The organism is Streptomyces sp. NPDC092296, from assembly GCF_044755465.1.
Lineage (GTDB): Bacteria > Actinomycetota > Actinomycetes > Streptomycetales > Streptomycetaceae > Peterkaempfera.
Genome location: NZ_JBIVRB010000003.1, coordinates 392,631 through 417,615 on the forward strand (window position 1 = coordinate 392,631; position 24,985 = coordinate 417,615).

Genomic DNA, 24,985 nt, shown 5'->3' on the forward strand with positions numbered 1-24,985 from the left:
GGTGGTGGGGTGGTGCGCGGCCGGGGGGTGGGGTGGTGCGCGGCCGGGTGGTGTGCGGTCAGGTGTGCAGGCCGCACTCGGTCTTGCCGGTGCCCGCCCAGCGGCCGGACCGGGCGTCCTCCCCCGCCGCGACCCGGCGGGTGCAGGGGGCGCAGCCGACGGAGGTGTAGCCGTCCCAGAGCAGCGGGTTGAGCAGGACGCCCTGCTCGGCGACGTAGGCGTCCACGTCGTCCTGGGTCCAGCGGGCGATCGGGGCGATCTTGACCTTGCCGCGCTTGGGGTCCCAGCCGACGACCGGGGTGTTCGCCCGGCTGGGGGACTCGTCGCGGCGCAGGCCGGTCGCCCAGGCGTCGTAGCCGGCCAGGCCGCGCCGCAGCGGCTCGACCTTCCGCAGGGAGCAGCACAGGTCGGGGTCGCGGTCGTACAGCCTGGGCCCGTACTCGGCGTCCTGCTCGGCCACGGTGTGCCGGGGCGTCAGGGTGATGACGTTGACGTTCATCACCGCCGCCACCGCGTCGCGGGTGCCGATGGTCTCCGGGAAGTGGTAGCCGGTGTCCAGGAAGACCACGTCCACGCCGGGGAAGACCGAGGAGGCCAGATGGGCCACCACCGCGTCCTCCATGGAGGAGGTGACGCAGAAGCGGCTGCCGAAGGTCTCGGCGGCCCAGCGCAGCACCTCCTGCGGGGGCGCCTCCTCCAGCTCGCGGCCGGCCCGCAGCGCGAGCGCCTCCAGCTCCTGCGCGGAGCGGCTGCCGGGGTCAGTGGCGGTGCGGCTCATCCGGTGCTCCCCTGGGCGGTGTCGGCGGGCTGGTGCGGTGGTGGGCCGGTGCGGTGGCGGTGGCCGGTGCGGTGGCGGCGGGCCGGGCCAGCAGCCCGAGGAACTGCAGCTTGAAGGCGCGGGCGCAGCCGCCGCACTCCCAGGCGCCGTGGCCGCCGGTCTCCGACGGCCGCAGGTCCTCCTCGCCGCAGTACGGGCAGTGGAAGGGCGCGGCCCGCTCGCTCATGACAGCTCCTCCTCGGTGGCCCGAGCGGCCCACTGGGCGAAGCGCTCACCCTCGCTGCGGCCCGCCGTGTAGCGGCGCAGCAGCCGCTCGACGTAGTCCGCCAGGCCGGCCGAGGTGACCTTGAGGCCGCGCACCTTGCGGCCGAAGGACGGCTCCAGGCCCAGGGCGCCGCCCAGGTGGACCTGGAAGCCCTCCACCTGCTCGCCGTGCTCGTCGGTGACCAGCTGGCCCTTGAGGCCGATGTCGGCGGTCTGGATGCGGGCGCAGGCGTTGGGGCAGCCGTTGATGTTGATGGTGAGCGGCTGGTCGAAGTCCGGGAGGCGGCGCTCCAGCTCGTCGATCAGGCTGCTGCCGCGCTGCTTGGTCTCCACGATGGCGAGCTTGCAGTACTCGATGCCGGTGCAGGCCATGGTGCCGCGCCGGAACGGGGACGGGGTGACCCGCAGGTCCAGCGCCTCCAGGGCGGCCACCAGCGAGTCGACCCGCTCCTCGGGCACGTCGAGCACGATCAGCTTCTGCTCGACGGTGGTGCTCAGCCGGCCGGAGCCGTGCGCCTCGGCCAGCTCCGCGACCTTGCTGAGCAGCGAGCCGTCCAGCCGCCCGACGCGCGGGGCGAAGCCGACGTAGAACCGGCCGTCCTTCTGGCGGTGCACGCCGACGTGGTCGCGCCACTGCCGGGCGGGCAGCTCGGGGGCGGGGCCGTCGAGCAGCGGCCGCTTCAGGTACTCGTCCTCCAGCACCTGGCGGAACTTCTCCGGCCCCCAGTCGGCGACCAGGAACTTCAGCCGGGCGCGGGTGCGCAGCCGGCGGTAGCCGTAGTCGCGGAAGATGGAGGCGACACCGGCCCAGACGTCCGGCACCTCCTCCAGCGGCACCCAGGCGCCCAGCCGGACGCCGAACTTGGGGTTGGTGGAGAGGCCGCCGCCGACCCACAGGTCGAAGCCGGGGCCGTGCTCGGGGTGGACGACGCCGACGAAGGAGATGTCGTTGATCTCGTGGGCGACGTCCAGCAGCGGCGAGCCGGAGACGGCGGTCTTGAACTTGCGCGGCAGGTTGGAGAATTCGGGGTTGCCGACGTAGCGGCGGCGGATCTCCAGCAGCGCCGGGGTGCCGTCGATGATCTCGTCGGCGGCGACGCCGGCCACCGGGGAGCCCAGCATGCCGCGCGGGGTGTCGCCGCACGCCTCGGTGGTGGACAGGCCCACCGCCTCCAGCGCCTGCCAGATGGCGGGGACGTCCTCGATCCTGATCCAGTGGAACTGGATGTTCTGCCGGTCGGTGATGTCGGCGGTGCCGCGTGCGTAGGTCTGGGAGACCTCGCCCACGGCGCGCAGCTGAGCGGTGGTCAGCCGGCCGCCGTCGATGCGCACCCGCATCATGAAGTACTCGTCGTCCAGCTCGTGCGGCTCCAGCACACCGGTCCGGCCGCCGTCGATCCCGGGGCGGCGCTGGGTGTAGAGGCCCCACCAGCGCATCCGGCCGCGCAGGTCGTTGGGGTCGATGGAGTCGAAGCCGCGGCGGGAGTAGATCGTCTCAATGCGCGTCCGCACATTGAGACCGTCATCGTCCTTTTTGAACTGCTCGGCGGCGTTCAGCGGGGTGAAGTGCCCCATGCCCCACTGCCCTTCGCCACGGTGGCGGGTCACCTTGCGGGCGGCGGGCCGGCGCGCGGGGGCGGCGTCCGTCGTCGGCGCGGCCCGGTCGGGGGCGGGAGTGGTGGCCATGATGCGTCCTTCGGCAGGTGGTGACGCGCTGGGGAGGTTCGGACGGTCTCCAGGGCGCAGCACTGCGGTGACCTGCGGGGTACGCGAGGGCTTGACGCAGTGACCTGGCCGGAGGCGCCCGCACATCCGCGTCGGCGGGGATGGCGAGGGGGTGGCGCCGGATCGAGGGCGGCAGGGGGGATCAGGTCACCGGACAGATGGCGCTGGACACGCGAAGCAGGTCGACGTGGAGTCGACCGACCAAGGTTGTTCCGGCACCAGACATGGCTAGAGATTCCCATGCCGGTCTCCCGCCGGTCCACTAGCGTCCGTATGTCGGACAAAATGTCTTCACTATGTGAGACGGCGCCTCCGGGGGCCCGGTTGGCGGCTCGGGCGCGGCATGAGCGGGGGTGTCCGCTGCCGATACGGTACGGGTGTGCAACCAGCAGGCGAAACTCCCCGGAAGGCCCCCAAGCACCGTGCCCGGGGCTCCCAGCGGGCAGGGCGGCGGTTCAGCGGCGCCTCCTGGCGCACCACGGTCTGGGGCCTGGTGAAGGACACCACCCACACCTGCGTCGAGTACCGGGTCACCGGGCTCGCCGCCGAGGCGGCGTTCTTCACCCTGCTCTCCATCCCGCCGCTGCTGCTCTGCCTGGCCGGCACCCTCGGCTACCTCGACGACATCGTCGGCGCCGGCACCATCGACAACCTCCAGCGGGACATCATCGACGCCTGCGGCACGGTGCTCTCCCAGGAGTCCATCGACCAGGTCGTCAGACCGCTGCTGAAGAGCGTCTTCGACAGCGGCCGGCCCGACCTGATCTCCATCGGCTTCCTGCTCTCGCTCTGGTCGGGCTCACGGGCGCTGTACATCTTCATCGACACCATCACCGTGATGTACGGCCTGGACGGCAAGCGCGGCATCGTGCACACCCGCGCGCTCTCCCTCGGCCTCTATCTGGCCGCGCTGGTGATCGGCTCGCTGGTGCTGCCGCTGCTGGTGGCGGGGCCGGGGATGGTGGTGGCCGCGCTGCCCGGGGTGGCGGTGCTGGTCAACGCGTTGTACTGGCCGGTTGCGATCGTGCTGCTGGTGGTCTTCTTCACCACGCTCTACCACGTCTCGGTACCCGCCAGGACGCCGTGGCGCGAGGACATCCCCGGCGCCCTGGTCGCGCTGCTGGTGCTGGTGGTGTGCAGCGCGGTGCTCCGCATCTACCTGGTCAGCTCGGTGGAGGGCTCGGCCTCGGGCCCCACCGTGTACGGGTCGCTGGCCGCGCCCGTCGCCGTACTGCTCTGGATCTTCGTGGTGGCCCTGGCGGTGCTGATCGGCGCCGCCATGAACGCGGCCATAGACCGCCGCTGGCCCAGCCAGGAGACCGCCGAGGCGCGGGCCGAGCACGAGCGCGCCGACGAGGCGGCGGCCGCCGCCGTCATCCGGCAGGCCGCCGCCCGGCGGGCCGCCGAGCGCGCGGCCGCCCGTCCGTACCCGGTCGGGCCCGACGCCGACCTCGACGCCGAGGACGACGACTTCTTCGACGGCGACGCCCCCGCCGAGTACCCCGAGCGCTGGGCCGACCTGCTGCCGCCCGGCGATGTGCGCGGGCGGCTCAGCGGCGGCCGGGGGCGGCGGCGCCGCCAGGGCCCCCCGCCGCCGGACAGCGACCGGCCGCCGACCGGCTGAGCGGGGCGGCGGCCGACCGGTGACTCCGGGCGGCGCCGACCGGGGGGCCGGTTGCCGAGCCGGTTGCCGAGTTAAATGCGGTGCGGCCCGGCGGAGGGTTCCCTAGACTCCTGCCCGTCGCGCCGTCCGATCCGGGCCGCGCCGCCACGCCCTTCACCGGGCCCGACGCAGGAGCAGGAGGTGAGCCCGATGGCTGTCCAGGTCGCCGTGGCTGCCCCGAGCAGCGCTCGCCCCCACCCCTCCCCGGTCGCCGCCTGACGCCGTACGGACCGCCGTACCGCGCGCCCGGCCGGGACACCCAGCTCCCGAAGGGCCTCTCGCGTTGTCTGACGCAACCCCCGCACACCCGCTGGCCGGTCACGGCTGGACCCCGCAGCTCGACGAGCTGTTCGCCCCGCTCCACGACGCCGGGCTGCTGCCCGGCCGCATCTCCCGGGTCGACCGCGGCCGCTGCGACGTGGTCGTCGCCGACCCCGGCTCCGGCCCCGACTCCGATACGGGCAGCGGCCTGCGTACGCTGCGCGCCGACACCGCCGCCGTACACGACCCGGACCCGGTCCGCCGCCCCTGCACCGGCGACTGGGCCGCCGTCGACCCGGCCGCCTCGCCGCTGCCGGTGCTCGCCGCGCTGCTGCCCCGCCGCACCGCCGTCGTCCGGGTCACCACGGGCGGGCGGTCCGAGGGCCAGGTGCTCGCCGCCAATGTGGACACCGTGCTGATCGCCGTCTCGCTGGCCGCCGAACCCGACCTCGGCCGGATCGAGCGCTTCCTCGCCCTGGCCTGGGAGAGCGGCGCCCAGCCGCTGGTGGCGCTCACCAAGGCCGATCTGGCGGGCGACGCCGAGCACATCCGCGCCGATGTGGCGGCGGTGGCGCCCGGCGTCACCGTGCTGCCGGTCAGCGCCGTGACCGGCGGCAACATGGAGGTGCTGGCCGCCTGCCTGTCCGGCAGCACCGCGCTGGTCGGCCAGTCCGGCGCGGGCAAGTCGACGCTGGTCAACACGCTGGCGGGCGCCGAGCTGATGACCGTCCGGCACGTCCGCGACCGGGATGGCAAGGGCCGGCACACCACCACCACCCGGGAGCTGATCCCGCTGCCGGGCGGCGGCGTCCTGATCGACACCCCCGGTCTGCGCGGCGTCGGCCTCTACGGCGGCGAGGGGCTGGGCCAGGCGTTCTCCGACGTCGAGCAGTTGGCCGCCGAGTGCCGCTTCGACGACTGCGCCCACGGCACCGAGCCGGGCTGCGCGGTGAACGCGGCGCTGGCGGACGGCACGCTGCCGGAGCGGCGCTGGGACAGCTACCGCAGGCTCCGGCGCGAGAACGCCTGGATCGAGGCGCGCAGCGATGCCCGCCTCGCCGCCGAGCGCCGCCGCCAGTGGAAGGTGCTTCAGAAGTCGGTACGCGACTCCGGGGTGATCCGGCGCCGCTGACGGCCGCAGCGCGGGACCGGCCGCCGCAGCCCGGGTGGCTTGCGGCGGCCGGTCCGGCGGGTCGGCGGAGTGCGGCCGACTACCCGGCCCGGGGCGGCCTGCGGCGGAGCCGGGCGGGCAGCTTCTCGCCCTCGTGCCAGATGGTGAAGACCACGCTGGCGATACAGAGGGCCACGAGGACGATGCCCAGGATGACGATGCCGACCATGGCGGGGGCCTCCGGTCGTCGGACGGATGCGGAGTGCGTCCGGCGCGGTGCCGGTCCGTGTGTACCTCGGATCTGCCCCGGAGAACGGACGCTCACACTCCGGACCGGTTCCGTTCACCGCGAACCCCCTTTCCCTCAACTCGGCTGCGGGGCAACGCTTTCCGGCGCGCCGGGCTCCCGGCCGGCCCCGCCCGCCTCACGGCCGGGTGCCCGCCGAGGTTCGCGACCCGCGGCGGGGTGGCGCGCGGAAGTCTTGACATCGCCAAGCGCGGTGTGCCTAGATAGCTCTTGCTGAGAGCGCTCTCATCTCGGGTGTGTGCAGGTGATGCGGGCGCTCGCGGCGGCTGTTCCGGAGTGGGAGCTCCCGGTACGGCATGACGTGGCAAGGCCGTACGGGCCGGGTGGACGGTGGGCCCGGCCCGGCTCGTACGGCCTTCTCACCATCGACCGGTCGCGGTCCGCAGCGGTGCCCCCGCTGCGGACCGTCGCCTGTCTCCCCCCCCACCGCCTCCCCCACTGCCCGGCTCGAAGCCGCAGGCGCCCCCGAGAGGTCACGCGGAAGCGCGGAACACCAGACGCGTGGGCGTGATCACCGAGGAGAGGGGGCTCGCGCCGGGCTCCGGGCTGCTGGTCTGGGCGAGCCGGCGCAGCAGCAGCCGGGCCATCAGCCGCCCCATGTCCTCGATGTCCTGCCGCACGGTGGTCAGCGGCGGATCGGTCCACGCCGCCACCGACTCCTGGTCGTCGAAGCCGACCACGGCCACGTCCTCCGGCACCCGGCGGCCCTGGTCGCGCAGCACCCGCAGCGCGGCCGACGCCATCAGGTCGGACGCGGCGAACACCCCGTCCAGGTCCGGGTGGCGGGCCAGCAGCTCGGCCATCGCCCGGCCGCCGCCCTCCTGGGTGAAGTCGCCCTGGGCGATCAGCGTCGGGTCGCCGTCCGGCACCATGTCGCGGTAGCCGTCGAGGCGGTCCAGCGCCGACGTCTGGTCCAGCGGGCCGGTGATGGTCGCGATCCGCCGCCGCCCCAGCGACGCCAGGTGCTGCACCGCCAGCCGGGCCCCGCCCCGGTTGTCGGAGTCCACATAGAGCACCGCGCGGTCCGACTCGGCGCCCGCCCAGTCCGGCCGGCCGCCGAAGACGGTGGGCAGGCCGACCTTGCGGGCCATGATGGGCAGCGGGTCGTCCTGGTGCAGCGAGAAGATCAGCGCGCCGTCCACGTGCCCGCCGGCCAGGTAGCGGCCGACCCGCTGGTAGTCGCCGGTGTCCTCCACCAGCAGCAGCACCAGCTGGGAGTCGGCGGCGGACAGCTCCTTGCTGATGCCGCGCAGCTGCTGGGCGAAGAACGGGTCGGAGAACACCCGGCTCTCCGGCTCCGCGACCACCACGGCCACCGCGTCATTGCGCCGGGTGACCAGGGTGCGGGCGGCCTGGTTGGGTACGTAGCCCAGCTCCTCGACCGCGCGCTCCACCTTCTCCCGCAGCTCCGCCCGGACGCCCGCACCGCCGTTGACCACCCGGGAGACGGTGGCCCGGGACACTCCGGCGAGGTCCGCGACCGCCTCCAGGGTCGGTCGGGGTGCGCCGGTACGCACCTGCTGCGCGGACTCGTCGGTCACCTGCTGCTCCTTGCCGGTATGGGGGTGCGATAGAGGGGTGAAAGTCGTCACGAATGAGCTTAACGTCTGACTCCAAAAGCTGAGAGCGCTCTCATGGTCCGGGTTCGGTCACAGTCGATCTGTCACTGCCATGCACCTGCCGCCTCGGGGGCATAAGCGCGGCGGGGGGACGGGCCCTCCGATTGCGGGCGACGGGAGGTGTCCTCGACATGCCGCCGTACCGAGAGGCACGTGAAGCGAAGCGGTCCGGGCGGTCCGGGCGGTCCGGCCGGGAGCGCGACGACCGGGGCCGGGATGACCGGGGCCGGGATGACCGGGACTGGGATGACCGGGACTGGGGCGACGAGCGGGAGCCCGCCCGGCGCCCGCGCGGCGGCTACCGCCGTGAGCGGGGCCGGGTCCCCTGGTACGTGGCGCTGCCGGTCACCCTGGCGGTGATCGTGGCGGCCTTCCTGGCCGCCGTACGGCTGGACTGGCTGCCCGGCCTGCCCGACCTCTTCGGCACCGAGACCAAGGACCGCAGCGGCCCGGCCGTGCTCAAATCCATCCAGGACATGAGCCGCTACCAGGCCGCCACCGGCAACTACCAGGTCATCGTGGACCTGGACAAGGACGCCAAGTTCCTGCCGGACGCCGTCCGGGGCAGCCGCACCCTCTACGTCGGAGCCGGCGCCGTCGGCGCGTACGTCGACCTCGGCAAGGTCGGCGCGGACGCCGTCACCGTCTCCGCCGACCGGCGCAGCGCCGTGCTGAAGCTGCCGCACGCCAAGCTGGACGCGGCCGCGCTGGACGCCAAGCACTCGTACGTCTTCACCAAGGAGCGCGGCCTGCTGGACCGGTTCGGTGACTTCTTCGGCAGCAACCCGGGCAACGACCAGGAACTCAATGTGCTGGCCACCCAGAAGATCCAGGACGCGGCCGAGCAGAGCGACCTGGACAAGCGCGCCGAGGAGAACACCCGCGCCATGCTGACCGGCCTGCTGCGCTCGCTCGGCTTCACCAGCGTGGAGGTGCGCTTCCAGTAGCCGCCCGGGGTGCGGTGGCCGGGGCCCGCAGAGTCGCCCCGGCCACCATGTCCGATATCCGCCAGTCGGTGGCCGTGCGATGCCGCAGACTGGACAGCGTGATCGATGCCGACGACACCCGCTACCGGGCCGTGAACAGCCGGGACGCCCGCTTCGACGGGGTGTTCTTCACCGCTGTGGCGACCACCCGCATCTACTGCCGACCGAGCTGCCCCGCGGTGACCCCCAAGCGCGCCAATGTCTCCTTCTACCCCTCCGCCGCAGCCGCCCAGGCCGCCGGCTACCGCGCCTGCCGGCGTTGCCGGCCCGACGCGGTGCCGGGCTCCCCGCAGTGGAACGTCCGGGCGGACCTGGTCGGCCGCGCCATGCGGCTGATCGGGGACGGCGTGGTGGACCGCGAGGGCGTCACCGGCCTCGCGGAGCGCCTGGGCTACAGCTCCCGGCAGCTGGGCCGGCAGCTGGTCGCGGAGCTGGGCGCCGGACCGATCGCGCTCGCCCGCGCCCAGCGGGCGCACACCGCCCGGGTGCTGCTCCAGACCACCGAACTGCCGATCACCGACATCGCCTTCGCGGCGGGCTTCTCCAGCGTCCGGCAGTTCAACGAGACGGTACGCGAGGTGTACGACCGCACCCCCGGCGGGCTGCGCGCCGAGGTCAGCGCCGCCCGCCGCATCCAGCCGCCGGGCGGCGGCATCGCGCTGCGGCTGGCGCACCGTGGCCCGCTGGACACCGGCCACCTGCTGGACTTCCTGGCGCTGCGTGCCGTGCCCGGCGTGGAGGAGGTCGTACCCGGCGCGCGGCGCGGCGCCCGCACCTACCGCCGCACCCTGGCGCTGCCGCACGGCCATGGCATCGCGGAGGTCGACGGCCCGCCGCCGGGCACCGCCGACCGGGGCTGGCTGGACTGCCGGCTCCAGCTCTCCGACCTGCGCGACCTCACCACCGCCGTGCAGCGGATGCGAGCCCTGTTCGACCTGGACGCCGACCCCGGCGCGGTCACCGAGCAGCTGGGCGCCGACCCGGTGCTCGGCGCCCGGGTGCGCGCCCGGCCCGGCCTGCGCTCGCCCGGCCATGTCGACCCGCATGAGCTCGCCGTCCGGGCGGTGCTCGGCCAGCAGGTCACGGTGGCGTCGGCCCGTACGCTCGCCGGGCGGCTGGCCGCCCGCTACGGACGGCCGCTGCCGGCCCCCAGCGGCGGCCTGACCGTGCTCTTCCCCACGGCGGACGCGCTGGCCGGCGCCGCCCCCGAGGACCTGGCCATGCCCGCCGCCCGGCGGCGCGCCGTCCTCGGCCTGGCCGCCGCCCTGGCCGGTGGCGCGGTCCGGCTGGACGCGGGCGCCGACCGGGAGCAGGCCGCCCGTGAACTGCTCGACCTGCCGGGGATCGGCCCCTGGACGGTCGGCTACATCCGGATGCGGGCCCTGGCCGACCCCGATGTCTTCCTGCCCTCCGACGCCGGAGTGCGCCACGGGCTGGCCCGGCTCGGCCACCCCGGCGACCCGGCGGCGGCAGCGTCGGCCGGCGCCGCCTGGGCGCCCTGGCGCTCGTACGCCGTGCACCACCTGTGGGCCGCCGCGTCGGCCCCCGTCACCACCGAACCCGTCCAGACCGGAGTCTGATCACCCATGACCACCCTCTACACGACCATGGAGAGCCCGCTGGGCACCCTGCTGCTGTCCGGTACGGACGACGGGACCGGCACCGCCGTGCTCACCGCCGTGACCGCGCCCCAGCAGAAGTACGCCGTCGACGCCCCGCTGCCCGACTGGCGGCCCGCCCCGGGCGCGTTCACCGTCGCCACCGAGCAGCTGACCGCCTACTTCGCCGGTGAGCTGACCGCCTTCTCGCTGCCGCTGGCACCGGTCGGCACCGACTTCCGGCAGCGCGTCTGGCAGGCGCTGGAGGAGATCCCGTACGGCAGCACCGCCACCTACGGCCAACTGGCCGCCGCCGCCGGGGAGTCGCCGCGCGCGGTGCGGGCGGTCGGCGGCGCCGTGGGGGCCAACCCGCTGCTGGTGGTGCGGCCGTGCCACCGGGTGATCGGCGCCAACGGCTCGCTGACCGGCTTCGCCGCCGGGGTCGACCGCAAGCGCTGGCTGCTGGGCCTGGAGAGCGGCGGCCTGTTCTAGCGGCGGCCGCTGCCGGGTGCCCGATCACCGGGCGCCGCCGGGTCAGGGCCGTACGAGCGGCTGCGCGACCGGGACGGCGCCCGCCCTGGCGCGTTGCAGTCCGGTGGTCCGCTGGATGACGACGATGGCGAGCGCGAGCAGGGCTATGCCGCCCTGTGCCGAGCGTGCCAGGAGCAGGGGATCGGTGACGCCACGGTTCGACAAGGGCACGGGCCTACTCTTCCGTCGGGCCGGCCAGTGCCTCCGCGAGGCGGTCCAGGCCGGGGAGGGCCCGCATCACCGCGTCGTGGTCGGCGGGGGAGAGGGATGCCAGGGCGGCGGCCATCCGGCGCTCATGGGCGTGCTGCCAGTCCGCCAGCTGCCGGTGGCCCGCCTCGGTGAGGGCGATCCGCGCGGTGCGGCGGTCACCCGGGTCGGGCTGCCGGTCCACGAACCCGGCGTCGAGCAGCTTGCCCACCAGCCCGCTGACCGTGTTGGGCGCCAACCGCTGCCGTGCCGCCAGCTCACCGACCCGCAGCGGCGCGGCGGACAGCGTGTGCAGCAGCTCCACCTGGGCCATCGGCAGCGACTCCCACGGGTAGTCGGTGCGGATGCTGCTGCGCAGCGCCCGCCGCAGCCGGGTGACCACGTCGGCCACCCGCTGAGCCCGCTGCGCCGCAGCACTCGCCTCAAGTGCGGAGGCGGCTGCGGGCGCTTCGGCGCGGTCCTGGTGCTGCGGCATGGCGGACAGCGTACCGCCGCCGAACTGCACTTTCGCCCGAGCCCTTCGGTCTCCGACAGCATCGGTGACCGACACTGTCGGACACCGAACGGAAGGGGGGCGCGGCTGCCGCCACGCCCCCCGACCGCGACCGACCCGGGTCAGCCCACCGGCTTGGCCCCACGGGCGGCCAGCATGTCCGTCATCAGCTTGATCTCGGACGTCTGCCCGGACACGATCGTCTCCGCCAGCCGCTTCTCCACCGCGTTCTGACCCAGGCTCACATAGCCCTCGGCCATCGACACACCGGCCTTGTGGTGCTCCACCATCAGCTGGAGGAAGAGCACCTCGGCCGCCTTGCCCCTGGCGCTGCGCAGCTTCGCCAGCTCCGTGTTGGTGGCCATGCCGGGCATCAGCGAACCGTCGTGCGCCCGGTAGGCGTGGTCCATGTGCATCCAGGCCATCGGCGGGGCGGCGGAGGTCTGGTTCAGACCCCACTGGTCGAGCCAGCCGGTCATCATGCCGCGCTGGTTGGCCTGGGTGTTGATGATGTCGAAGGCCAGCAGCCGCACCTCGGCGTCGTCGGTGCGGTCGCGGACGATGAACGCCATGTCCACCGCCTGCTGGTGGTGGACGGACATGTCACGGGCGAAGCCCGCGTCGGCGGAGTCGTCCGCCGGGACGCTGATCGACGCCGGGCCGCCGGCGGAGGCGGGCGACCCGCCCGACGCGCCGACCACCAGCGCCAGCGCGGCGACGCACAGCGCCGCCACCCCGGCCACCACGGCAGGCCACCACAGCCCGCGCCGAGCCGCCACCCGGGCTCCCTCGGTCAGGTCGGGCCTGCTCACGGCATCACCCCGACGTCGCTGCACGAGGCGCCGGGCTCACGCGTCTGCGGCCCCTGCACGTACTTGGCGAAGAACTGGTCGACCCGGGGGTCCTTGGCGTTGTCCAGGACCAGCTGGGTGCCCCAGGCGGAGAGGGTGATGGCGCCCTGCTCGCCCGGGTACGGGCTCATCAGGGAGTACGGGGTCTTGGAGACCTTGTCGGCCAGCAGCTTGACGTCCGCGTCGGACGCCTTTTCGTTGTAGGTGACCCAGACGGCGCCGTGCTCCAGCGAGTGCACCGCGTTCTCGTTGGGCACCGGCTTGTCGTACACCTTGCCCATGCAGTCCAGCCACGCCTGGTTGTGGTCGCCGCCGACCGGCGGGGTCATCGCGTAGTCGACCTTGCCCTGGACGTGGTTGAACGTGAGGTCCTTCCAGGTCTTGACCCCGGCGATGTCGACCTTGGCGGCCTTCTCCTTGGCCGACGCCTCCGCCGAGGCCGACGCCTGGGCGGCGGCCTTCTTGGCGTCGTTCTTGCTGTTGGCGTCCGTGACGATCCAGATGCCGCCGCCGACCATGCCCGCGAGGACGACGCCGACCACCGAGATGGTGATGGTCTTGTTGCGGCGCTCGCGGCGCTTCTCCTCCTGACGCAGCTGCTCGATACGCGCTCTGCGCTCGGTGGCCTGCTTGGAAGCGGAACCCATGGGTGTGTCCTTGTCTGTGTTCTCGGAAGCCGAGGTGCTCGGAAGACGAGTGAGGCAGGAGGCACGGCGCCGATGGCACCGGGCCGGGTCCGGTCGCGGCAGGGCACGCGGCCGGTGGGTTCCGCTCAGGTCCGGTGGACCTGGAGCTGGTGGAGATCGGGGGGCCGGTGGCTGTCGGGCAGCGGTCCCTGCGGCTCGGCGGCGGGCGCGGGCCGCAGCACGACCAGGGCGGGCAGCGGCGCGACCAGCGGCTGCGGCGGCGCGTTCGGCAGCAGCGCGTCCTGGACGCACGGATGGTTCGGGGCGCAGCCGCTGCCCGGCCGCCCGCCGTTGTCGTACACCGAGCAGAGGGCCGGGAGGCCGCCGTCCGACTGCCGTGCGGCGGGGCCGCTCCGCTCCTCCGCCGTCGACGCGCGGGCCGCCGCGTACGTCGCCGCGTACGTCGCCGGGTGGGCCCGCGCGGCCGGGTGGGCCACCGCCGGGAGCCGGGCGCCGCCATGGTGGCCGGCGCCGACGGCGTGGGCCGCGCCGACCCCGCCCGGTACCAGGAAGAGCAGCATGACCAGCAGGACCGACCACCGCGTCCGCTCGGACCGGGCCGGCCGCAGGGCCTGCCGGGCCGGGCGGCGGCCTTGAGCGGATGCGGTCATGCGCACATATTAATCAGCCGAATGGGTGAGCTGTCCTGGTCGGCGCAGCATCTTGTCCGACCGCCGGTCGCGCGCCGCCGCCACCCCGGACCGGCTGCGGGCTACCGCCGCACCCAGCCCCTCTCGTACGCGTACCAGCCCAGCTGCATCCGGGTGGTCACCGCCGCCAGGTCCATCAGCCGCTTCACCCGCCGCTGCACGGTGCGCAGCCCCAGCTCCAACTGCTTGGCGACGCTGTTGTCGGTGAGCCCGGCCAGCAGCAGCGAGAGGATCAGCAGGTCGGTGCCGTCCGGCCCGTCCCGCTCCGGCTCCTCCACCGCGCCGCCGGACAGCCGCACCGGACGCGCCTGCTCCCACACCGACTCGAACAGCCCCACCAGCGCCTCCAGCAGACCGCTGGCGTGCACCACCAGCGCGGCCGGCTCCGCCGACGCCGAACCCGCCGTGAGCGGGACCAGCGCCACCGACCGGTCCGCCACGATCAGCTTGGACGGCACCGTGTCGACCATCCGCACCTGCTCGTCGCGGCCCAGCGCCGCCGACAGCGAAGCCAGGCCGCCGGGGGTGTCCAGCAGGCTGCGCTCCAGCACCACCCGGTACGCCACCCCGCGCTCCACCGCGCGCGCCTCGGCGGCGTTGTCCTCACCGCTGACCGCGAGCGGGCGGGCCGTGACCATCGCCAGCACCTCGTCCCTGGCCCCCAGCTGCAACTGCTCGAAGCGGTGCCGTACGCCCTCCAGGCCGGTCACCACCTCCATCAGGTCGTGCGCCGCCATGTCCGCCGCGCCGATCCGGTACTCCCGGGCCAGTGCTGACACGGCCAGCTCCGCCTGGTGCAGCTCGTGCCGCCGCTGGGAGAGCAGCGCGCCCAGCGCCACCGCGGGCGGCGCCGCCACATACCGCTCCGGACGGCCCGGCGACGGGGCGGCCAGGCCGCGCTGCTCCAGGCGGCGCAGCGCCACGGCGATCTCGTCCTCGGCGGCGCCCAGTCTGCGCGCCAGTTCGGGCGCGGCGGCGGCGCCCACTCCGACCAGGGCGCGGTAAGCGCTCTCCTCACGGTCGTCCAGTCCGACGAAACCGAGCAACTCGACCCACCCCTTACTTGCCCTGCGTGCGGCCTCCGGCGCGGCGCGGCGCCGGGGCGACCCGGGCCGTCGTGCGGAGCCGCCGCCGGACATCATGTTCGATCACGTGCGATTCCTGCCAGTGCGGGGCGGCGCGGTGTCCGCCGCGCTGTCCCAATCCCGTGCTTCGCCCGACAGTTGGTCCACCGTGGAGAGACAATGGCCCAGGAGCCGCTGAAGTCCGGTGACCGCTCGTCAGTCCCGGTGGGCGCGGCACCGGGCAGCCCATCGACCCGGCGGAGGAGAGCGACGATGAGCAGCCAGGGCACCACGCCCGCCGACGATGCCGAGGACGCCGGAGAGACCGGGGGCACCGGGGACGCCTGGTGGCACGCCGTCTACCAGGGGCCCGGGGACACCGCCCCGGACACCGCCCCGGACACGGCCCCGGACGCGGCGCCCGACACGGCGCCGGCCCGGCCGGGGGGTGGGTCGGTGGACGACTGGTTCGACTCGGTGGCGGGGATCGTCGGGGGCGGGGTCGTGGCCGAGGGTGGGGCCGGGGCCGGGGTCGTGGCGGCGGGTGGTGGGTCGGTGGATGACTGGTTCGACTCGGCGGTGGGGGTCGTCGGGGGCGGGCCGTTGCCGCCGGGGATTCGGTCGGCGGACGGTTCGGCGGCCGGTGGGGAGCAGTCGGACGGGTGGGTGGACGGCTGGTTCGACTCGGTGACGGGCATCGTCGGGGACGGGGCGGCGGGGCAGTCCGCCGAGCCGGGTGAGGTGGCGGATTCCTGGTCCGGGGTGGTGGCCGGTGACGCGGACCGGGTGGTCTCCCTCGGACCGGCGGGTGGGGTACTCGGGCCGGGCGGGGCGGCGGAAGCCTGGTTCAACGCGGTGCCGGGGGCGGGGGACACTGGTTTGGTGGTGTCCGTCGAGCCGCTGGGCGACGGGCTCGGGGTGGGCGATGCGCCGCCGGAGGCCGGTTCGGGCGCGGGCGACGGCGGCTTGGTGGTGTCCGCCGAGGTTGCGGGTGGCGCGGGCGTGCCGGGGTCGGGGGGCGCTTCCGGTGCTGGTGGGGAGGGTGTGGCGGGCTCGGTCGACTCGGGTGGGGTGGATGGCGGCTGGGTCGGCACGGCGGGGGGTGACTGGGCGTCAGGGCCGGGCTGGGTGGTGTCCGCCGAGCTTGCGGGCGGTGCGGAGGCCGACCGTACGCCCGGTGGGGCGGTGGACGACTGGTTCGACTCGGCGGCGGGCATCGTCGGGGACGGGCCGCTGCCGCCCGGGATTCGGCAGCTGGGCGACCCGGTGACGGCGGAGGAGCCGTCCGACGAGTGGGTGGACGGCTGGTTCGACTCCGTGCTCGGGATCGTCGGTGACGCTCCGCCGAAGGACACCGGTGATCGGGCCCGGGAGTCGGCTGGTCCGTCCGGGCTCACCGATCCCCGGTCCGGGCCGGGGGAGGCCGACCGCCCGTCGTCCGTGGAGACGGGTCCGTTGCCGTATCAGGGCGGCGCGCCGACGTCCCCGGGCGACCGGCCGCGCGGGTACGCGGCCGAGCCGTCGCCGCCACCCGGGGAGACGGAGCCGGAGGGCGGGACGTCCGGGGGCAAGGCCGAGCCGTTCACGCCGTCGGAGGACGGTCGGTGGGCCCGGGGGGTGTTCGGCGGGTTGCCGGTGGATGGTCGGTTGACGGCCGGGGCCGTCCCGTTGCCGTACCCGGGAGACCGGCCGCCCGTGGCGGAGGCCGCGCCCTCCGCGTCGCCGGGCGCGGGCCGTGACGCGGGGGAACGGGACCGGGAGGGGTGGACCGATCCCCGGTCGGGGGTCGCTTGGCCGTCGGGCGGAGCGGGCCGGTCGTCGGCTGGCGCTTCGCCCGCGTACGAGTCGGAGCAGCGCCCGCCGACGGGCGCCGGGCCGCTGCCGTACGTCGGGCCGCTGCCGTACGTCGGGGATCGCCCGCCGACGTACGAGGCCGAACCGTCCGCCCTGCCGCCGGCGGACCCGGACCGGCTCGCGGAGCTGGACGCCGACACCGTGGTCGAGGGCGCGCGCTACGGCGGGCTGACCCTGCGGGCCGCCAGCGTGCGCGGCGACTCGGCCCGCTACCGGGGCGAGCCGCGCCGCGACGCGCTGCTGGTGGCCCGGTTCGGGGAGCAGGCCGACGGCATCCTGGTGGCCGTGGTCGCCGGGACCGACCGGAGCGCGCAACTGCCGCCGCAGGCCGCCGCGGGCGCGTGCCGGCAACTGGCCGCCGCCGTCGGCCGCAGCCGGACCGGACTGCTCGCGGACCTCCGCGACGGCACCCGCGACGGACTGCGCTTCGGACTCCAGCGGCTCACCGCCCGCGCCGCGCTGCACCTGCGCCGGACCCCCGCCGCCGCGCCGGACTCCCCGGCGGCGGCCGGTTCGCTGCACTGCCTGGTCGCGCCACTCGACCCGGCCGCCGGCGGCCGGGTCTGCTTCGGGCTGGGGTCCGGCGGCCCGTTCCTGCTGCGCTCCGGGCAGTGGACGGACGCGTACGACGCCCCGCCGGGCCCGGCCTTCCGCTGCCGGCTGCTCCCGGACACCCCCGGCGACGTGCTGCTGATGGCCACGGACGGGCTCGCGGAACCGCTGCGCGGCGAACCGGACGTGGCCCGCTTCCTCGCCGGCCACTGGTCGCCGCCCGGCCCGCCGGGCACGGTCGACTTCCTGCGGCAGCTCCAGGTGCGGGCCAAGGGGTACGCCGACGACCGCACCGCCGTCGTCCTCTGGAGCGACTGAACCCGGGCGGCGGCCTCAGCCCGGGGCGGCCAGCAGCGCGTCCAGTACGGCGGCCACGTGCGCCAGCGACTCGGTACGCCGCACCCCGGGCAGCCCGATCACGATCGGCGTGGCGAAGCCGTCGAGCACCGCCCGGATGCGTACCGCCGCCGTCTCCGCATCCACCGGGCCGAACCCGCCCGCCGCCGTACCCGCCGCCGTGCCCTCCATGAGCAGGCCCACCAGGTCGCGGTGCCACGGCTCCTCCACGGCCAGCTGCCCGCTGCGGATCTCCTCGCTCGCCAGCGACCGGCCCCACACCTCGACCCAGAGCGTCCAGCGCGGGTCGCCCGGACCCTCCGGCAGGTAGAGGTCGGCGTACTCCGCGAGCCGTACCCGGGCCGGCACCGCCGTCCGGGCGAGCATCGCCCGGCGCCGCTCCCCGAGCTGCTCCTCGCTCCAGCGCAGTGTCTCCAGCAGCAGCCGGTCCTTGCTGCCGAAGTAGTACAGCAGGTGGCCGCCGCTCATCCCGACCTGCTTGCCGAGCCCGGCCATGGTCAGCCTGGCCAGGCCGTGTTCGGCGATGGCCGCCATGGCGGCGGCCAGCACCTGCTCCCGGGGCTGCGCGGGCCGCCGGGTCCGGGCCGGACCGGGCTGCGGGTCCGGCGCTGCGGTCTCTCGCGGACGGATGGGGATCACACCTTCGCTCGAACGGCGGTCATGGGCGAGTCAACCAGGCGGCGGCGGTGCGCCGGGTACCGGGACGGCGGTACGTCACGAGTGGGCCACGAACCGTCTGCGGCAATGCCGCCGGCCACACGGTTCTGACACTCTGTGCGCACCAAATCACCATACCCTCAGGAGCACCATGCACGACCCCTACCAGCGTCCGCCCGTCCGGCCCGTGCCGCCCGCCGGGCGGCCCCGCCGCAACGGCCCCAAGCTCGCCGCCCTGGGCTGCGGTGGTCTGCTCGCCCTGCTGTTCGCGGGCGCCGTCGGGGCTGCCGCTGCCGGTGGTGGCGGCAGCGCGAAGCCCGCGCCGACGGTCACCGTCACGGCCACGGCCACGGCCACCGTGACCGCCACGGCTACGGTCACGGCCGCCGCCGAACCGGCCCCCACCGTCACCGTCACCCGTACCGTCAAAGCCACCGTCACCGCCACCGCGACGGTCACGGTCACCGCCAAGGCGAAGTCCGCCACGACCGGCAGCGGCTCCGGCGGTTCCGGTGGTTCCGGTGGTTCCGGCGGCGGGAGCGACGACCACGACGGCGCGACCGCCCTGTGCAACGACGGCACCCTCTCCTACGCGGCCCACCACCAGGGCGCCTGCTCCCACCACCACGGCGTCGCCGTCTGGTACAAGTAGCCACCACCAGCGGCCGGCCCCCTCACCCCGGGCCGGCCGCCCCCCGCCAGGGCCGCTGCCTTCTCCCAACGCCCAGGGCCACGGCGGCCTGACGCACACCCGGCCACAGGTTCGGCAAGGCCGGGTGAGACCCTTCGTCGCGCACATCCGTGCATACTTCCGGAGCCGGCGGGCCGTCCGGCGCAAGGCTTGGCCGACATTGCTCGTTCGCGACTGCCCAGGAGGCCACGGTGGCGCTGCACCGGCTGGGCAGATCCGGAGAGCGAGAACGGCGGCTCCCCGCCGCTGGGTGAGAGCGACGCGCCGGAGGCCGCGCAGGGCGGGCGGCGGCTGCCGGTGCCGCAGGAGATCGACGCCGAGCCGGTGCCGCCCGCGTGGAAGAAGGCGGTGTACTCCGACACCGCGCTGCCCGAGGGGGCCGCGAGCAGTGACCGGACATGCTGCGGGTCCGCCGGGTCGCTGATCACCCATCAGGTCCGGTTGCCACCTGCTGCGGATGTTCGGCCGCGAGGGCCACTTCGAGCTGGTCGACCCGGTGGCCGACGCCTACCGGCGCCGGATGAACCGCCGGCTCACCGTCCAGGAGTCCCGCCACACGCTGGCGCGGGCGATCTGCCACGGCAAGCGCGGGCACATCCAGCAGACCTACCAGGACGGCCAGGAGGACCAGTCTCGGGCTGATGCGGAACGCCGGTTGTGGAACGCCCGCTGTCTGGACGCCGCAGTGACCGAACCGGCGGGGGCCGGCCACGGTCTTCCGTCCGCGCTGTAGGGCGGGGACGGAAGGTTCCCGGGCGTCAGCAGTACCTCACCGGCGATCTGGTGTACCGCGACGAGGATGGGTAATACTTCCGTGTCGACCGGGCGGTGGACGCCGTCGACCTGGGCGGCGGTGAGCGGCTGTACACGGCCATGTCCGAGGAGCGCATCCTCGCCGCCTGCCCCGACGTGCACGGACTGCACTGTGGTGTCGGCGGAGGTCGGAGGTCAGAGGGCAGAGGGCGGATCGTGACGGATGTGCAGCTCGTGCTGCACGCCGCCGCGGACCCGGAGCCGCACCCGGACCGTACGGCCGAGGTGCGGGGCGCCCTGACGGGCACTGCGGCGGCGACGCCGCGCAGCGTGCTCGCGATCTCGGAAGCGGACCTGACCACGGGCCGACGGGCAAGGTGCGGAAGTTCCTGATGCGGCAGCGCCACCGGGCGCAGACGGCGAGGGTGTGGGATGCGGACCGAGGAGGAGGCGGCGGACGCCGCCGAAGTGGGCGCCGCCGGGCCGGCGGCCCCCGTCGCGCCCGTCGCCACCGAGCGCGTGGAGGTGGACTTCGCCGGCGAGGGCGAAGGTCTGGAGGAGATGTCCTGGGGGATGTGGGAGATCTGGCAGGCGATGGGCCGGCAGCGCAGCCAGCTGCCGATCGGCGGCCGGGCCGCAGTGGAGCCCGGCACGACGCTGGACGACCTCGCCGCCGAACTGCGCTACCTGATGGAGCGCTTCCCCTCGACACGCACCCGGCTGCGCTTCGCCCCGGGAGGCCGGGCGCTCCAGCAGCTCTTCTCCACCGGGCGCGTCACGCTGGAGGTGTACGACGCCGCTCCGGACGCCGACCCGGAGGAGGTCGCCACCGCGGTCGAGGAGCGCTACCGCAGCGAGCCGTTCGACTTCGCCGGGCAGTGGCCGGTGCGGATGGCGGCCATACGCCAGCACGGCCGTCCGGTCCAGCAGGTCACCGTCATGCACCACCTGGTCACCGACGGCCTCGGCAGTGAGATCATGCTGGGCCAGGTGCGGACCCGGGACACCGCGCCGGTCAGCGGTATGCAGCAGCTGGAGCAGGCGCGCTGGCAGCGGTCCGCCGCAGGGCAGCGGCAGAGCGAGCGGGCACTGCGGCACTTCGAGGGCGTCCTGCGGACGATGCCCGCGCGGCAGCTGCCCGGCCCCACCGACCCGCGCGAGCCACGGCACTGGGGCGCGCAGTTCCACTCGTCGGCGCTGACGGCGGCGCTGCCGGTGATCACCGCGCGGACGGGCACTGCGGTATCGGGGGTCCTGCTGGGCCTGTTCGCGGTCGGGCTGTACCGGGCCACGGGCATCAGCCCCGTGGTGGTGCGGCCGGTGGTCAACAACCGCTTCCGGGCGGTCTTCGCCGATGTGGTCTGCATGGTCGCGCAGGCGGGCGTGTGCACCGTCGACGTCGCGGGGGTGAGCGCCGCGGAGGCCGTCGAGCGGGCCGGGCGGGGCAGCATGACCGCGTACAGGCAGGCCTACTTCGACCCCGAGGCGCTGGACGAGCTGGTCGCGCGGGTCTCGATCGAGCGCGGCGAGGACGTGAGCATCCGGACCTACTTCAACAACCGCAGCACCTACGCACTGCCGGCGGACACCGACCGGGAGGTGGACCCGGAGGAGCTGGCGCGGGAGCTGCGGGCGGCCCGCCGGGACACCGTCTTCCGCTGGTTCGCGCGGGAGGAGGACCAGGCGGAGCGGTTCTTCGTCCACGTCGACGACACCCCGGAGGGCGGGCTGCGCTTCGAGATCCGCGTCGACACGCACTACGTCTCGCCCGCGCAGGCCGAGGCGTTCGCCTACGCCATGGAGGCGGCCGCGATCGAGGCGGCGCTCCCGGAGGGGGCCGCCGGGGGCGAGTAGTTGCCGTACAGGGGCCGCCGGCCTTGATGCGGGGCCGTTCGCGGGTTCAGGCCGGCGGTGTCCCGTCGCCTGCTCGTCGCCCCGCCCGGAGATCGGCGGGCCAGCCGGCGAGGCGGGGCCGGGAGCTGCGGGGCCGGCGGACGACGGGCTGGGGGCGGGCGCCGACGCGGCGCTGCCGCAGCGGCGTGGTGCCGATGGGCGTGGGCGGCTTGCAGGTGGAGCACTGGGTGAGGGACGCCTCGACCCCCGCCTCCGGGTAGTCCAGGCTCTCGGGCGGCAGAAACGTCGCGCCGCAGCCGCAGTAGCCGATGCTCCTCATCCCGTCACCGTCCCCATGCCGCCGCAACGCCCGCACGGCGCGGTGACGCCCCGCTGCACGGCCTTCTGCGTGCCGTCGGGCTGTGTCCGGACTTCGTGGCGCGTCTGGCTGGTGACTCCGGCGCCCTCGCAGGCGGTGCATCGCTCCATACCCCTGACGGTAGTACCGCACGGCATCGCTCCGCGATGCTGTCACCCGATCGGGGACATCGCGGGGTGCAGCCCCGCCCTTCTGCTCAGACCGTTCGGTGCTCCCTCGCAGGGGCGGGGCCGCCTGACCCGAGTACATTCCCCGGACCGGGCGGAGCGAGTCACGCACTTCGGTGCAGGTGGTGCAGCATCAGCAGTGCGGCCACCGCGTTGGCTGACCTGACCTCTCCCTTGCCCACCAGTTCGGGCACCCGCGAGCGCGGCACCCACTCGCGCCGCTCCGACTCGAAGTCGTCCGTCGGCGAGGCCGTTCGACGGCTCGACGGTGAGCAGATGGCTCAGCGGCCCGGGGCGCCAGCCGGTCTCCTCCAGCATTTCCCGCGCGGCGGCGTCCTCCAGGCCGGCGCGCTGCCGGACAGCGGGGCGCCGACGCGCATGGCGACAGCGGCCTGACACGCCTCGCCACCGGTGCGACGAAGCCCGTCGTCGCGCCCTGGCTGTTTCCCGGACGACCCGCTACGGTCCCCGAGCCTGATCCACCATCAGAAGGAGGAGCGGATGGCCCGCAGGATTCGCATGATCGGCACCAGCTCGGGTAACAACGGCTGCCCGACGCTCTACGAAGACCTGGACACCGGTGACGTCCTGGTACAGGGTGACGCCGTCACCGATCCCGACGACATCGAGCAACTCCGCAACGTCAAGGAGGGCGAGGGGTTCGTCACCGTTCCCCGTATTCTGCTGGCGGACTGGGCGCCGAGGGAGGCCGAGCGTGTGCCCCAGATGGTCAGCCTAGAAGAGTTCGATGGCATGTTCGAGACGTTCGAGCACGCCGCCTGGCGTCTGGAGACCCGCCGTGCCTACCGCTCCGACCAGCAGACCGGCACATACCAGCGGTTCACCCGGGGCGAGCCCGCAGACTACGACATGGACGACCCCTGGTGCGTCTCCCGTCGCGAGCAGGCCGCTCTCGGCAAGCGCATCGAGCGGGTGCGCGTAGTGGACACCCCGCCGACCGCCGGCCAGCTCTACCTGCTGGACGGGGCTCGACGCAACGCCGCCGTGGGCGAGGACATCCGCAACCTGTGGCGGGCGGACGCCGACCGGCTTCGCCTTCCTGTGGAGGATTTCTGGATCTTCGACTCACGGGTGGTGGCACTCTTGCACTTCGATGACGCCGACGACCTCACCGGTGTCGAGCTGATCACCGACCCGGTGCGAGTCGTCCGGTACTGCCAGGCCCGCGACGCTGCCTGGCACCACGCGATCCCGCACGCCAAGTTCGCGGCTCGGGTAGCTTCCGCTGGGTGACCACCGATTTCCAGCAGGGCCGTGTCGTCCTCGGTGCGCGGCTGCGCGAGCTGCGCACCGAGGCCGGCCTGACCGTCCGCGACCTGGCAGCCCGCTGCGGCTGGGTGCCATCCAAGGTCTCCAAACTGGAGAACGGCAGGCAGACCGCCACGTCGGCCGATCTGGACACCTGGGCTCGCGGCACGGGCCGTCCGGACGCGGCGGACGAACTGAAGGGGCGTCTGCGGGGACTGGAGTCCGGCTCCCGGTCCTGGCGCCGCCAGCTAGCCGCCGGACATCGGCCGGTGCAGGAGAACCTGACCGTCGAGTATGAGCGATCGACCGTACTGCGGGCATGGGAGGCGGCCATGGTTGTGGGCGTGCTCCAGACTGCCGAGTACGCCCGGCACATCTTCTCCGGCTACAGCGAGCTGCACCGTTCCGTACGGGACGTCGACGAGGCGGTGCGGGCTCGTATGAGGCGGCAGGACACCCTGTACGAGCGCGGTCGCCGGTACCACGTCGTCATGGGCGAGGCGGCGCTGCGCACTCTGGTGTGCCCGCCGGAGGTGCTGGCCGCCCAGTTGGACCGGCTCAGCGGGATCGCCACCGGCCTGGACACCCTGGCGCTGGGGATCGTCCCGTTCGGGGCCCGGCTGAAGATCCCGCCGGCGAACGGGTTCTGGATCTACGACGAGCGGCTGGTGATCGCCGAGGACTGGCATGCGGAGCTGTGGCTGGACGACGCGGAGAGCATCGGCCTGTACCTGCGGGTATGGGAGACGCTGAACGACTCGGCGGTGTACGGGCGCCAGGCCGAGCGCCTGATCACCCAGGCACGGGCGGCCCTCAGTCGCCCGTAGGGGGAACACCGGGAATCACCTGGGCGCCGAAGAGAAACAACGAGAAACGCAGCAGAAATCCTGAAACAGGCCCTCCTACCGTCCCAACATGGCCGTCCTCTCACCCCCCTCGCCGCCGCAGCCCGTCCTCGGGTTGCCGGTCGACGCGTCCACCCTGGCGCGCCTGCACGGCGCCGCCTGCATCATCTGCGGCGACCGGTCCGGGTCACTGACCCCGGCCGGGTACGTCTACACGAGCTCAGGCTCCGGCTGGCTCGGCTGGGCCGTCGCCGCCTGCCCCCGGCACCGGGAAGCGCAGTGAGCGCCGCCAGCCCCGCACCGGAGCCGCACCCATTCCAGCCGTACGAGCCCTGCGGGGAATGCGCCGGCTGCCGGGACGGCGGCCGTCCCGGCTCCGCGTCGGCCTGCTACACCGACTGGCTGAGCCTCGGCGTCCCTGCCGCTCTTGCCCGCGCCCGGGGCGATGCCGGGTGAGCGACGAGAGTCAGGTCCTCCTGACCGTACGGGCCTACCGGCTCACTCCGGACGGCGGCCGCCAGGAGCTGAAAGCGGCCGAGGTCCGCCAGGGTGAACCCGAGTTGATGGACCGCAACGCGATCCCCGCCCGCTTCTCGCCCTGCCGGTGTCCCAGGTGCCGTGCCCCCCGCTGAGCAGCATGTCCAATGGTCGGCCTGCCGGCGAGGGCCTTTCGGCTGTCGTAGGCGTGTACCACCATCGCTGAGCGCGCAGTGGCGTGCGGTACCGCGCGGGCCGCCGTTGTTGCGCCAGGCCGGAGTCGGGTCGTCCCGGGCATCCCCAAGGTGCAGGTGACCCGACTCCGGCCTTCTTCCTGATCGAGGGGGAGAGAAGTGG

General features: G+C 74.3%; 27 protein-coding genes and 1 pseudogene. 13 read left to right on the forward strand and 15 right to left on the reverse strand.

Going from position 1 to position 24,985, the window contains the following annotated elements:
- Positions 1–58 precede the first annotated feature (58 nt).
- From ACIQGZ_RS12115 to ACIQGZ_RS12130, 4 genes are all read right to left on the reverse strand, one after another.
- Complete coding sequence (locus ACIQGZ_RS12115) at positions 59–778, reverse strand: phosphoadenylyl-sulfate reductase (protein WP_402601178.1); 720 nt, start codon at positions 776–778, stop codon at positions 59–61.
- Positions 759–1,004 (reverse strand): hypothetical protein, encoded by a 246-nt coding sequence (locus ACIQGZ_RS12120; RefSeq protein WP_402601180.1) that lies wholly within the window; start codon positions 1,002–1,004, stop codon positions 759–761. Before ACIQGZ_RS12120 ends, ACIQGZ_RS12115 begins: the two co-directional genes overlap by 20 nt.
- Complete coding sequence (locus tag ACIQGZ_RS12125) at positions 1,001–2,728, reverse strand: nitrite/sulfite reductase (protein ID WP_402601181.1); 1,728 nt, start codon at positions 2,726–2,728, stop codon at positions 1,001–1,003. Before ACIQGZ_RS12125 ends, ACIQGZ_RS12120 begins: the two co-directional genes overlap by 4 nt.
- A gap of 181 nt (positions 2,729–2,909) precedes the next feature.
- A complete protein-coding gene (locus tag ACIQGZ_RS12130; protein WP_402601470.1) occupies positions 2,910–2,993 on the reverse strand; it encodes a putative leader peptide in 84 nt (27 codons plus the stop codon).
- A 153-nt stretch (positions 2,994–3,146) separates the two neighbouring features.
- Between ACIQGZ_RS12130 and ACIQGZ_RS12135 the strand changes: the two genes are divergently transcribed.
- Both ACIQGZ_RS12135 and rsgA read left to right on the forward strand, forming a co-directional pair.
- Positions 3,147–4,391: a YihY/virulence factor BrkB family protein gene (locus ACIQGZ_RS12135; RefSeq protein ID WP_402601182.1), complete on the forward strand. Its 1,245-nt coding sequence runs from the start codon at positions 3,147–3,149 to the stop codon at positions 4,389–4,391.
- Between the two features lie 322 nt (positions 4,392–4,713).
- Complete coding sequence (gene rsgA, locus ACIQGZ_RS12140) at positions 4,714–5,823, forward strand: ribosome small subunit-dependent GTPase A (RefSeq protein WP_402601184.1); 1,110 nt, start codon at positions 4,714–4,716, stop codon at positions 5,821–5,823.
- 79 nt (positions 5,824–5,902) lie between these two features.
- Here the strand turns inward: rsgA and ACIQGZ_RS12145 are convergent, their stop codons facing one another.
- A complete protein-coding gene (locus tag ACIQGZ_RS12145; protein WP_402601186.1) occupies positions 5,903–6,031 on the reverse strand; it encodes a hypothetical protein in 129 nt (42 codons plus the stop codon).
- A gap of 551 nt (positions 6,032–6,582) precedes the next feature.
- Positions 6,583–7,626: a LacI family DNA-binding transcriptional regulator gene (locus tag ACIQGZ_RS12150; protein ID WP_402601471.1), complete on the reverse strand. Its 1,044-nt coding sequence runs from the start codon at positions 7,624–7,626 to the stop codon at positions 6,583–6,585.
- Between the two features lie 233 nt (positions 7,627–7,859).
- On the opposite strand from ACIQGZ_RS12150, the gene ACIQGZ_RS12155 reads away from it, so the two are divergent.
- From ACIQGZ_RS12155 to ACIQGZ_RS12165, 3 genes are read left to right on the forward strand one after another with little or no spacing between them, the layout of a single operon-like run.
- A complete protein-coding gene (locus tag ACIQGZ_RS12155; RefSeq protein WP_402601187.1) occupies positions 7,860–8,675 on the forward strand; it encodes a DUF4230 domain-containing protein in 816 nt (271 codons plus the stop codon).
- 47 nt (positions 8,676–8,722) lie between these two features.
- Positions 8,723–10,294, forward strand: a complete 1,572-nt coding sequence (locus tag ACIQGZ_RS12160) for an AlkA N-terminal domain-containing protein (protein ID WP_402601189.1) — start codon at positions 8,723–8,725, stop codon at positions 10,292–10,294.
- A gap of 6 nt (positions 10,295–10,300) precedes the next feature.
- On the forward strand, positions 10,301–10,804 hold the full coding sequence (locus ACIQGZ_RS12165) for a methylated-DNA--[protein]-cysteine S-methyltransferase (RefSeq protein ID WP_402601190.1): 504 nt from the start codon (positions 10,301–10,303) through the stop codon (positions 10,802–10,804).
- Positions 10,805–10,846: 42 nt separating this feature from the next.
- On the opposite strand, the gene ACIQGZ_RS12170 is transcribed toward ACIQGZ_RS12165, so the two are convergent.
- The 6 genes from ACIQGZ_RS12170 to ACIQGZ_RS12195 all read right to left on the reverse strand — a co-directional run bounded on the left by ACIQGZ_RS12170 (position 10,847) and on the right by ACIQGZ_RS12195 (position 14,776).
- Positions 10,847–11,014 carry a hypothetical protein gene (locus ACIQGZ_RS12170; protein WP_402601191.1) on the reverse strand — a complete coding sequence of 56 codons (168 nt, stop codon included), beginning with the start codon at positions 11,012–11,014 and terminating at the stop codon, positions 10,847–10,849.
- Between the two features lie 4 nt (positions 11,015–11,018).
- On the reverse strand, positions 11,019–11,525 hold the full coding sequence (locus ACIQGZ_RS12175) for a MarR family winged helix-turn-helix transcriptional regulator (protein ID WP_402601193.1): 507 nt from the start codon (positions 11,523–11,525) through the stop codon (positions 11,019–11,021).
- A 140-nt stretch (positions 11,526–11,665) separates the two neighbouring features.
- Entirely contained in the window at positions 11,666–12,304 is a 639-nt protein-coding gene (locus ACIQGZ_RS12180; protein ID WP_402601473.1) for a DUF305 domain-containing protein, read from the reverse strand.
- Between the two features lie 47 nt (positions 12,305–12,351).
- Complete coding sequence (locus ACIQGZ_RS12185; protein WP_402601195.1) at positions 12,352–13,041, reverse strand: DUF3105 domain-containing protein; 690 nt, start codon at positions 13,039–13,041, stop codon at positions 12,352–12,354.
- Positions 13,042–13,166: 125 nt separating this feature from the next.
- Positions 13,167–13,691 carry a hypothetical protein gene (locus ACIQGZ_RS12190; RefSeq protein ID WP_402601196.1) on the reverse strand — a complete coding sequence of 175 codons (525 nt, stop codon included), beginning with the start codon at positions 13,689–13,691 and terminating at the stop codon, positions 13,167–13,169.
- Between the two features lie 101 nt (positions 13,692–13,792).
- Positions 13,793–14,776, reverse strand: coding sequence for a TrmB family transcriptional regulator (locus ACIQGZ_RS12195; protein WP_402601198.1), 984 nt, complete (start codon positions 14,774–14,776; stop codon positions 13,793–13,795).
- A gap of 291 nt (positions 14,777–15,067) precedes the next feature.
- On the opposite strand from ACIQGZ_RS12195, the gene ACIQGZ_RS12200 reads away from it, so the two are divergent.
- On the forward strand, positions 15,068–17,518 hold the full coding sequence (locus ACIQGZ_RS12200) for a hypothetical protein (protein ID WP_402601200.1): 2,451 nt from the start codon (positions 15,068–15,070) through the stop codon (positions 17,516–17,518).
- Positions 17,519–17,533: 15 nt separating this feature from the next.
- Here the strand turns inward: ACIQGZ_RS12200 and ACIQGZ_RS12205 are convergent, their stop codons facing one another.
- Complete coding sequence (locus tag ACIQGZ_RS12205; RefSeq protein ID WP_402601475.1) at positions 17,534–18,091, reverse strand: TetR/AcrR family transcriptional regulator; 558 nt, start codon at positions 18,089–18,091, stop codon at positions 17,534–17,536.
- Between the two features lie 274 nt (positions 18,092–18,365).
- Here ACIQGZ_RS12205 and ACIQGZ_RS12210 point away from each other — a divergent pair, with 274 nt between their 5' ends.
- The 4 genes from ACIQGZ_RS12210 (at position 18,366) to ACIQGZ_RS12225 (ending at position 21,512) form a co-directional block, all read left to right on the forward strand.
- Positions 18,366–18,866, forward strand: a complete 501-nt coding sequence (locus tag ACIQGZ_RS12210; RefSeq protein WP_402601201.1) for a DUF3761 domain-containing protein — start codon at positions 18,366–18,368, stop codon at positions 18,864–18,866.
- Positions 18,867–19,362: 496 nt separating this feature from the next.
- Positions 19,363–19,638, forward strand: coding sequence for a Tn3 family transposase (locus ACIQGZ_RS12215; RefSeq protein WP_402601203.1), 276 nt, complete (start codon positions 19,363–19,365; stop codon positions 19,636–19,638).
- A 95-nt stretch (positions 19,639–19,733) separates the two neighbouring features.
- Entirely contained in the window at positions 19,734–20,051 is a 318-nt protein-coding gene (locus ACIQGZ_RS12220; RefSeq protein WP_402601204.1) for a hypothetical protein, read from the forward strand.
- 39 nt (positions 20,052–20,090) lie between these two features.
- Complete coding sequence (locus tag ACIQGZ_RS12225) at positions 20,091–21,512, forward strand: condensation domain-containing protein (protein ID WP_402601205.1); 1,422 nt, start codon at positions 20,091–20,093, stop codon at positions 21,510–21,512.
- Between the two features lie 46 nt (positions 21,513–21,558).
- On the opposite strand, the gene ACIQGZ_RS12230 is transcribed toward ACIQGZ_RS12225, so the two are convergent.
- Together ACIQGZ_RS12230 and ACIQGZ_RS12235 are read right to left on the reverse strand one after the other, a co-directional pair.
- Entirely contained in the window at positions 21,559–21,831 is a 273-nt protein-coding gene (locus tag ACIQGZ_RS12230) for a hypothetical protein (RefSeq protein ID WP_402601207.1), read from the reverse strand.
- A gap of 310 nt (positions 21,832–22,141) precedes the next feature.
- Positions 22,142–22,370 (reverse strand): annotated as a pseudogene (locus ACIQGZ_RS12235) (NUDIX hydrolase); the annotation flags it as partial.
- A 168-nt stretch (positions 22,371–22,538) separates the two neighbouring features.
- Between ACIQGZ_RS12235 and ACIQGZ_RS12240 the strand changes: the two are divergent.
- The 3 genes from ACIQGZ_RS12240 (at position 22,539) to ACIQGZ_RS12250 (ending at position 24,434) form a co-directional block, all read left to right on the forward strand.
- The gene (locus tag ACIQGZ_RS12240; protein ID WP_402601209.1) at positions 22,539–23,291 is read left to right on the forward strand and encodes a DUF6879 family protein; all 753 of its coding nucleotides are present in this window, start codon (positions 22,539–22,541) and stop codon (positions 23,289–23,291) included.
- The gene (locus tag ACIQGZ_RS12245) at positions 23,288–24,133 is read left to right on the forward strand and encodes a helix-turn-helix domain-containing protein (protein ID WP_402601211.1); all 846 of its coding nucleotides are present in this window, start codon (positions 23,288–23,290) and stop codon (positions 24,131–24,133) included. Before ACIQGZ_RS12240 ends, ACIQGZ_RS12245 begins: the two co-directional genes overlap by 4 nt.
- A gap of 88 nt (positions 24,134–24,221) precedes the next feature.
- Complete coding sequence (locus ACIQGZ_RS12250) at positions 24,222–24,434, forward strand: hypothetical protein (RefSeq protein ID WP_402601212.1); 213 nt, start codon at positions 24,222–24,224, stop codon at positions 24,432–24,434.
- Positions 24,435–24,985: the final 551 nt, after the last annotated feature.

Bases quoted from the DNA above. Each gene is read 5' to 3' on its own strand.
- ACIQGZ_RS12210 (WP_402601201.1), top strand. From the start codon at position 18,366: ATGCACGACCCCTACCAGCGTCCGCCCGTCCGGCCCGTGCCGCCCGCC.
- ACIQGZ_RS12125 (WP_402601181.1), bottom strand. From the start codon at position 2,728: ATGGCCACCACTCCCGCCCCCGACCGGGCCGCGCCGACGACGGACGCC.
- ACIQGZ_RS12165 (WP_402601190.1), top strand. From the start codon at position 10,301: ATGACCACCCTCTACACGACCATGGAGAGCCCGCTGGGCACCCTGCTG.
- ACIQGZ_RS12205 (WP_402601475.1), bottom strand. From the start codon at position 18,091: ATGGCGGCCATCGCCGAACACGGCCTGGCCAGGCTGACCATGGCCGGG.
- ACIQGZ_RS12250 (WP_402601212.1), top strand. From the start codon at position 24,222: ATGGCCGTCCTCTCACCCCCCTCGCCGCCGCAGCCCGTCCTCGGGTTG.
- ACIQGZ_RS12175 (WP_402601193.1), bottom strand. From the start codon at position 11,525: ATGCCGCAGCACCAGGACCGCGCCGAAGCGCCCGCAGCCGCCTCCGCA.
- ACIQGZ_RS12145 (WP_402601186.1), bottom strand. From the start codon at position 6,031: ATGGTCGGCATCGTCATCCTGGGCATCGTCCTCGTGGCCCTCTGTATC.
- ACIQGZ_RS12120 (WP_402601180.1), bottom strand. From the start codon at position 1,004: ATGAGCGAGCGGGCCGCGCCCTTCCACTGCCCGTACTGCGGCGAGGAG.
- ACIQGZ_RS12130 (WP_402601470.1), bottom strand. From the start codon at position 2,993: ATGTCTGGTGCCGGAACAACCTTGGTCGGTCGACTCCACGTCGACCTG.
- ACIQGZ_RS12190 (WP_402601196.1), bottom strand. From the start codon at position 13,691: ATGACCGCATCCGCTCAAGGCCGCCGCCCGGCCCGGCAGGCCCTGCGG.
- ACIQGZ_RS12215 (WP_402601203.1), top strand. From the start codon at position 19,363: ATGTTCGGCCGCGAGGGCCACTTCGAGCTGGTCGACCCGGTGGCCGAC.
- ACIQGZ_RS12115 (WP_402601178.1), bottom strand. From the start codon at position 778: ATGAGCCGCACCGCCACTGACCCCGGCAGCCGCTCCGCGCAGGAGCTG.
- ACIQGZ_RS12160 (WP_402601189.1), top strand. From the start codon at position 8,723: ATGTCCGATATCCGCCAGTCGGTGGCCGTGCGATGCCGCAGACTGGAC.
- ACIQGZ_RS12155 (WP_402601187.1), top strand. From the start codon at position 7,860: ATGCCGCCGTACCGAGAGGCACGTGAAGCGAAGCGGTCCGGGCGGTCC.
- ACIQGZ_RS12240 (WP_402601209.1), top strand. From the start codon at position 22,539: ATGGCCCGCAGGATTCGCATGATCGGCACCAGCTCGGGTAACAACGGC.
- ACIQGZ_RS12185 (WP_402601195.1), bottom strand. From the start codon at position 13,041: ATGGGTTCCGCTTCCAAGCAGGCCACCGAGCGCAGAGCGCGTATCGAG.
- ACIQGZ_RS12225 (WP_402601205.1), top strand. From the start codon at position 20,091: ATGCGGACCGAGGAGGAGGCGGCGGACGCCGCCGAAGTGGGCGCCGCC.
- ACIQGZ_RS12200 (WP_402601200.1), top strand. From the start codon at position 15,068: ATGAGCAGCCAGGGCACCACGCCCGCCGACGATGCCGAGGACGCCGGA.
- ACIQGZ_RS12230 (WP_402601207.1), bottom strand. From the start codon at position 21,831: ATGAGGAGCATCGGCTACTGCGGCTGCGGCGCGACGTTTCTGCCGCCC.